Annotated in this window: 5 protein-coding genes; 3 read left to right on the top strand and 2 right to left on the bottom strand. The window is 54.9% G+C overall.

Annotated elements, in window-relative coordinates:
- On the bottom strand, positions 1 to 183 hold a 183-nt coding region (locus QFX31_RS08545), incomplete at its 3' end, for a hypothetical protein (RefSeq protein ID WP_348531688.1).
- A 228-nt stretch (positions 184 to 411) separates the two neighbouring features.
- Here QFX31_RS08545 and QFX31_RS08550 point away from each other — a divergent pair.
- From QFX31_RS08550 to QFX31_RS08560, 3 genes are all read left to right on the top strand, one after another.
- Positions 412 to 1,500 carry a glycosyltransferase gene (locus tag QFX31_RS08550; RefSeq protein WP_348531684.1) on the top strand — a complete coding sequence of 363 codons (1,089 nt, stop codon included), beginning with the start codon at positions 412 to 414 and terminating at the stop codon, positions 1,498 to 1,500.
- A 126-nt stretch (positions 1,501 to 1,626) separates the two neighbouring features.
- A complete protein-coding gene (locus QFX31_RS08555; RefSeq protein ID WP_348531687.1) occupies positions 1,627 to 2,619 on the top strand; it encodes a zinc-dependent alcohol dehydrogenase family protein in 993 nt (330 codons plus the stop codon).
- 387 nt (positions 2,620 to 3,006) lie between these two features.
- Entirely contained in the window at positions 3,007 to 5,805 is a 2,799-nt protein-coding gene (locus QFX31_RS08560) for a DEAD/DEAH box helicase (protein WP_348531685.1), read from the top strand.
- 237 nt (positions 5,806 to 6,042) lie between these two features.
- Here the strand turns inward: QFX31_RS08560 and QFX31_RS08565 are convergent, their stop codons facing one another.
- On the bottom strand, positions 6,043 to 7,281 hold the full coding sequence (locus QFX31_RS08565) for a Bcr/CflA family efflux MFS transporter (protein WP_348531686.1): 1,239 nt from the start codon (positions 7,279 to 7,281) through the stop codon (positions 6,043 to 6,045).
- Between the last annotated feature and the right edge of the window lie 223 nt (positions 7,282 to 7,504).

Consider the following 7,504-nt stretch of genomic DNA (forward strand, 5'->3'; position numbering starts at 1 on the left):
ATATGGCTCTGCGGCGAGAAACACCAGAAAATCGCTAACCTCAACGAGAATACCATAAAGATCATCAAACTGTTCGGACCAGAATGCGAAAAATACTACGGACTGGAGCGTTAATGCGGAATGTGGGATGTCGGTTTCCATGCCGACGTTGTTCAGAATAAACACATCTGAGGAGCCGGCCATCAAGATCAACTCAATGAAGGTAGACTACCAGGTAAGCTGGATAACGCAGAAATCAGAGAGCAGGATGTCATCCGGCAGCACCTCTCTAAATTTCAGTGAAGTAATTTTATACTTAGTTCTGGTTTTTATCTTATTCGGACAGGTCCAGACTATATGCAAGCTGGCGGGCATGTTCAGAGGGCGTTTCCAAAAAGCTATTTAACACCCTCTGGGTAGATTGTGCATCCCATGGGACACGTGCTCTTCAGCCCGCTGAACTGGGGCCTTGGACATGCATCTCGCGATATTCCGATAATCAGAGAACTTCTGGCGCGTGGACATGATGTGACTGTGGCATCGAGCGGAAATGCGCTGGAGCTTCTGCGAAAGGAGTTTCCGGAGTGCAGGTTTATAGTATTCGAGGACTACCCTGTGCCATACAGCTCGACGAGATTCTTCCTCCCAAAGTTCACCGCCTACCTCCCCATAATGATGAAGGCTCTGGCAGACGAGCGCAGAAACCTGGCGCGGATTCTATCGAGAGACAGATATGACCTGATCGTAAGCGACAACCGCATGGGTGTTTACTCAAAAGATATACCATCATTTTTCATAACCCATCAGCTCAGGTTCAGTGTCCCATTCTTCCTGTGGCCTGTGGAGCTTGCAACGCTCTATGTCAACGGATACTTCCACAAGAAGTTCACAGGCGTCATAGTTCCTGACAACCCTCCAGGACCTAACTCAATTAGCGGAAAGCTCTCGCGATCCAGCTTCAGGGTCACAAATGTCAGGACATTCTACTCGGGCATTCTCTGCAGCACAAAAAAGATGGATGTGCGAGAGGATCTGGACTTTCTCGTTATAATCTCTGGTCCCGAGCCTCAGAGGACCAAGCTGGAGGAGATCATGCTCTCCCGCATAACCGAGCTTCCCGGGAAGAAGGTTGTGCTCCTAGGAAGCCCGAGGAAAAACAGCTTCATACAGCTTGATGAGAGCACTCGTGTCTACTCATATGTTCCCACTGATTTAAAGGTGGAGCTCATGAACCGGGCGAGGTTCGTGATAAGCAGGTCCGGCTACACGACAATGATGGAGATCGCGGAGCTCGGCAAAAAGCACGGCCTTTTCATACCGACACCCGGGCAGACCGAGCAGGAGTACCTCTCGAGGTTCTACAGAAAGAGGGGATGGTTCCTCTCAAGGAGTCAGTACAGGCTCGATCTGGCGAGAGACGTGGAGAGGGCCATGGAGTACAGCGGGTTCCCGGAGATGCCGAAGACTGAGGAGAACGTGAGGAACCTCTACGAGAACCTGTTCGCTCAGTATCTGGAATAACAAAGAGAATAGACCGGCCGCGGTCCAGCAGTGGCGATGGACTGGATGCAACCTGCGCTTCACCGACAGCATGTAACTACATGATGCAGCTCTGAGACGGGATGAGGTGTATCTGGAATGAACTCCATGAGGGCAATGCTGCTCGAGAGGCCCGGAGAGCCCCTGGTGATGAGGGAGGTCGAGATGCCAGCTCCCGGGGAGCGGGAGGTTCTGATCAGGGTGAGCGCATGCGGCGTCTGTCGCACCGACCTCCACATACTCGATGGCGAGCTCGCCGGCGCAAAGCTCCCTCTAATACCGGGTCATGAGATCGTGGGCAGGGTCGTGGCGAAGGGGGAGCACGCGGAGCGCTTCCGCACCGGCGACAGAATTGGAGTCCCATGGCTCGGATACACAGACGGCTCATGCAGGTACTGCCTGCGCGGGGAGGAGAACCTCTGCGATAACGCGAGGTTCACCGGATACACTATCGATGGAGGATACGCAGAGTACACTGTAGCAGACGAGCGCTACTGCCTGCCGATCCCTGAGAGGTATGATGATCTGAGAGCGGCGCCCCTGCTCTGCGCCGGATTGATCGGATACAGATCGTACAGGCTCGCGCTCTCGAAGGCCGGCGTGAAGCGGCTGGGCATATACGGATTTGGAGCCGCGGCTCACATAATCGCGCAGGTCGCCCTCTTCGAGGGCATCGATGTTTATGCGTTCACACGGCCAGGAGACATGGAGGCTCAGGAGTTCGCCCTCTCACTCGGCGCTGCATGGGCTGGAGGATCTGATGAGATGCCGCCGCAGGAGCTTGATGCAGCGATAATATTCGCCCCTGTCGGCTCCCTAGTTCCAGCTGCCCTCAGGGCCACATCCAAGGGAGGGACTGTCGTGTGCGGCGGGATACACATGTCTGACATCCCATCATTTCCCTACAGCATCCTCTGGGAGGAGAGGTGCATCAGGTCTGTGGCAAATCTCACGCGAAGGGATGGCGAGGAGTTCATCTCGCTCGCCAGGGATATCAACATCAGAACAGAGGTCCAGGAGTTCAGGCTCGATGAGGCGAATCATGCTCTGGATCTCCTGAGGGCAGGAAGGCTGCGTGGGGCTGCTGTCTTGAAGATCTGATGCTGAGCGGCCAGATCTGCATGGGTGTGAACTGTGAGATTTTAGACCTCAGGCAAATTTAATATACCGCATGCTCTAAAGAGAGATCAGCAATTCTGGTCGGGTGCGGGGGAGAGGGAGATCAGAAATTTTGGTAGTTAACCCCTTAATTTCCAGTGGAGATTTTAATGGAAAGCTGCAGTCGTGTAGAGTATCACCGTGAATTTATTTTTCATATGACTGATAATACTTAAATATTATTTATATTTTTAAATTCATCTCCGTGGCGTGAGTACATGAGGTATTGTGCCAAAAGATTGTGATTTCTCAGGCTACATGCCTCAGGGCTGGGTGCTTACACACGGCACGCAACGAATATATTCGCCGGCCACTTAGATCATCTCCATTGTGAATGTCTTCGATCTGCTGAATCCCAAGATAAGGGAGAGCCTCCAGCGCATGGGTTTTTCCGAGCCCACTCTGCCGCAGCGTATGGCGATCCCCGAGATACTGGCCGGAGATAACGTTCTTCTCATAGCACCAACAGGGTCCGGAAAGACAGAGGCTGCGGTCCTTCCGGTTCTTCACAAGATGATGAATATCGACGGTTCAGGGATCAAGGCACTCTACATAACCCCGCTGCGTGCGCTCAACAGGGACATGCTGAGACGCCTGGAGGAGTGGAGCAACGCGCTGGGAGTGAAAATAGCGGTCAGGCATGGAGACACCACGAAGGGGGAGCGCGCCAGCCAGAGCAGATCGCCCCCGGACCTTCTCATAACAACCCCCGAGACGCTACAGGTTATGCTTACAGGAAAGAGGCTCAGATCGAACCTGAAGAGCGTCAGGGCGGTTATAGTGGATGAGATTCACGAGCTCGCATCATCTAAGAGGGGCTCACAGCTTGCCATCCTCCTCGAGCGGCTTGTTGAGGTCGCGGGCGAGATCCAGAGGATCGGGCTCTCGGCCACGGTCGGCTCCCCAGAGGAGGTCGCAAGGCTGCTCACCGGTATCTCCAGAGATTGCAGGATCCTCAGAGCAGATGTTGAAAGGCTCGTGGATTTCAGGGTCGTGGCGCCACGACCAGGGCGTGGTGATAACGCGCTCGCGGGCCAGCTCGGATGCGAGCCGGCGCTTGCAGCGCACATATCGTGCATACGGGATCTTGTGAGGTTAAAAAAGAGTTTGATCTTCGTCAACACCCGGCAGGCTGCCGAGGTTCTCGGATACAGGCTGAAGATGCTCGGAGAGCCGATCGGAGTCCACCACGGAAGCTTATCGAGAGAGGCCAGAATGGAGGCTGAGGAGGCTTTCAAGCGCGGCGATCTTCGCGGCCTGATCTGCACATCCTCCATGGAGCTCGGAATCGACATCGGTGATGTGGAGCACGTGATCCAGTACAGCTCGCCCAGGGACGTCTCCAGGCTCATCCAGCGGGTTGGAAGATCTGGCCATGGCATCGGCAGGGTTTCATCAGGCACAATAATTGCGACGTGCCCTGATGACATCGCCGAGGCATGCGCCATAGCCAGGCGGGCATCATCCGGCGAGCTCGAGGAGGTGAGGATACATGAGAAGCCGCTGGACGTCCTGGCGAACCAGCTGGTCGGCCTGTCCCTGGATTTCAGGGAGATAGGGATCGAGAGGGCATTTGAGATAATCAGAAGGTCGTACCCCTTCAGGGATCTCAGCATGGACGAGATGCTCAGCGTGCTGGATATACTGAGAGGGAACAGGCTGTGCACTGTCGAAGATGGAACCATAAAAAGAAGGCGCAGGGGCTGGGAGTACTACTTCGAGAACCTCTCGATGATACCCGATGAGAAGCGCTACGATGTCTACGACATAGTCTCAAGGCGCCAGATCGGCACGCTCGACGAGGCTTTTGTTGTGAGCTTCGCAAGCCCGGGAGCGACGTTCGTCACCCGCGGCGAGATCTGGGAGATCGTCGAGATAGAGGATGATACCATAAAGGTCGTGCCGATCCAGAGGAGCGGGGAGATACCGAGCTGGAGCGGAGAGGAGATACCTGTGCCGTATGATGTGGCGCAGGAGGTCGGAGAGATCAGGTCGCATCTGGCGAGAGAGCTCGAGGAGCACGGAGAGGAGGATGCGATACATTGGCTCCTTACACGCTACCCTGTGGACAGGGAGGCTGCAGAACAGCTCGTCGATCAGGTAAAACGTCAATTGGGCGCAGGCTGCGCTGTACCCGATGATAAAACTGTGACGATCGAATCAGATGGCTCTTTTGTGGTGATTAACGCATGCATCGGCCACAGAGCGAACGATGCGCTTGGGAGGGCGATAACCGCGATACTCTCGACGCGCTTCGGCTCAAGCGTCGCCATGGAGATCGACCCTTACAGGATACAGCTGACGCTGCCAAAGAGGATGATGGCAGAGGAGCTGCTGAACGTCATCAGCGATCTCAGCTCCGCTCAAATGAGAGTGATCCTGGAGCTGAGCCTGAAGAACACGACTCTGTTCAGATGGAAGATGGTGCATGTTGCCAGGAAGTTCGGCTCGCTCTCGAAGGATATAGATTACGAGAGGGTATCTCTCGTCAGGGTTCTGGGAGTATTCGAGGGCACACCGATGTACAGAGAGGCTATCCGTGAGATCTACCAGGAGCGGCTGGATGTCGATACCGCGGGGAATATACTGGATCGCATGAAATCGGGGGAGATCCAGGTGATCACAGGCGATCTGAGCCCGATAGGATCCTCAGGGAGGGGAGGCGGGCATGACCTGATCGCTCCCGAGCATGCAGACGCAGCTGTTATAGAGCTCCTCAAGAACCGGATACTCCACGACAGGGTGCTTCTGTTCTGTGTGAGCTGCAAGAAATGGAAATCGCTGAGGGAAGTTGGCAGGGTGCCGGATCGGCCTGAGTGCCCGCTCTGCGGCTCAAGAATGATAGCAGCTCTGAAGCCTTGGGAGGACGAGGAGATAAAGATCGTCAGGATGCCGGAGGAGAAGAAGAGCGCTGAGGAAAAGAGACGCACAAAGAGGGTTTACAGGAACGCGAACCTTGTGCTCAGCTACGGGAAAACAGCTGCAATCGCCCTTGCCAGCAGAGGTCTCGGCCCTGAGACCGCGGCCAGGGTCATAAAGAAGATGCACTCTGATGAGCTTGAGTTCTACAGGGACATACTCAGGGCTGAGAGGGAGTATGCCAGAACAAAGAGGTTCTGGGGAGATTGAGATCTTCGCTCTTGTGTGTTCAGCAACTTAGAGGTTCAGCAAGCAGGTTGCTGGAGGCACACATTCATTATCCAAAAACGCATAGCTGGGCCGGTGTTTCTTCTGGAAAGTTATCATACGGACAAGAGCGGAGATCTTTATGCTGATGAGCTGCAAACACATCATCGTAAACAGCAGAAGCAATAGCCTCTGATGTGCCTCTGGGCTTCAGGATGATCTCAAGACTGCGCTCGCGTCTCAACCGCTTGTCACGGCGTACCTGTCGGGAACGCGCGTCACGTACGGTTTCTGCGAGATGTAAAGCCACAACGTTGCGCACAGAATCCCGATGAGCACGTACATCATCCCGAGAACCGGAATCATGTTACCCCGGTTCAGTGATATCAGGGACATGCCGATGCTTCCTGCTGTTATCCCAGAACAGCTCATCAGAGCGGCAGCGGATCCTGTATCCTCTCTCTGCTGCTCGAGCATCAGGTTGGTCCCCGGCGTGCGAACAGCCCCTGCGGCGATTGTTGCTGGCAGTAGCACGGCTGCAAACATCCATGGGCTCCGGGTTCCCAGAATTACAATGAGCATCCCGCTCAGGATCATCACACCAAAGCACATCGTCACAAACGATCTTCGGCTCATCCTCCTTGAGAGCCTCAGGTAGATCGTCGGGGAGGAGATCATCCCGATGGCGTTGAACGCGAAGAAGTAGCTGTACGCCAGCTCGTTCAGACCGAAGCCTCTGATGTAGATGTAGGATGATGATGCTATGAATGCCATCGCCGAGATGCTTGGGAGGGAGAAGAGGACAAGAAGCGATGCGAACGCCGGGTTCCTGGCAACCACGTACAATCTTCCCAGCGCATGTGAGAGAGGTCCGCTGTATCGTCTCTCCAGAGTCTCCTGGAGAGCAGCGCTTCCCGCAAGCGCCATGAGTCCTATGAACGCCAGCGCTCCAAAGAGCCCGCGCCATGAGGTGAACCTGAGCAGGATGGCACCGATGACAGGCGCTGACACCGGAGATATCAGGACCATGGTCTGGACCACTGCAAGGATCGGCTCCCTGCTCCTGACATCGTACACATCCTTGATCATGGCCGTGGCCACGGCAAACCCGCTGCTTCCTCCGATTGCCTCCAGGATGCGAAATGCTATCATCTGGTATATGTCTGTGGATAAAGCGCATCCAATGCTGGCCGCTGAATAGAGGGAGATACCTATCAGAAGCATCGGCCTGCGGCCGTACCTGTCGCTTAGCGGGCCCCAGATGAGGGTGCCTGCGCCGAATGAGAGGAAGAACATGACCAGTGTGAGGTTTGCGAGGTCTGGAGAGACACCAAAATAATCCGCCATTCCAGGAAGCGCCGGAAGATACAGATCTGTAGACAGCGGGACAAAGGCGCTCAGCAGCGATATGAGCGCGATAAGGCCTTTATCCCCAAGGTACCTCTGTCTGGTCTGTCTTCTTGCAGATGCGATGTTCATGCTGGATCTCTGGTTTTCAGACATATTATGGACGAATCAGCAGGCACAGCTCTCTCCGTCGGAGCCAGGGTATCCCCAGAGTGCCTCATGTGATATGTGACTTCCTCTCCGGCCTGAAGGCCGGAGCTTCCTGCGCTTCGACTCCGTCGAAGCCCTTCGACGAAGTCGAAGGCTTCACAGATCCGGTTATCCAGCATCTCTACAGGCTCTACCCCTCAGTCCG

The organism is Methanothrix sp. (assembly GCF_030055635.1).
Taxonomy (GTDB): domain Archaea; phylum Halobacteriota; class Methanosarcinia; order Methanotrichales; family Methanotrichaceae; genus Methanothrix_B.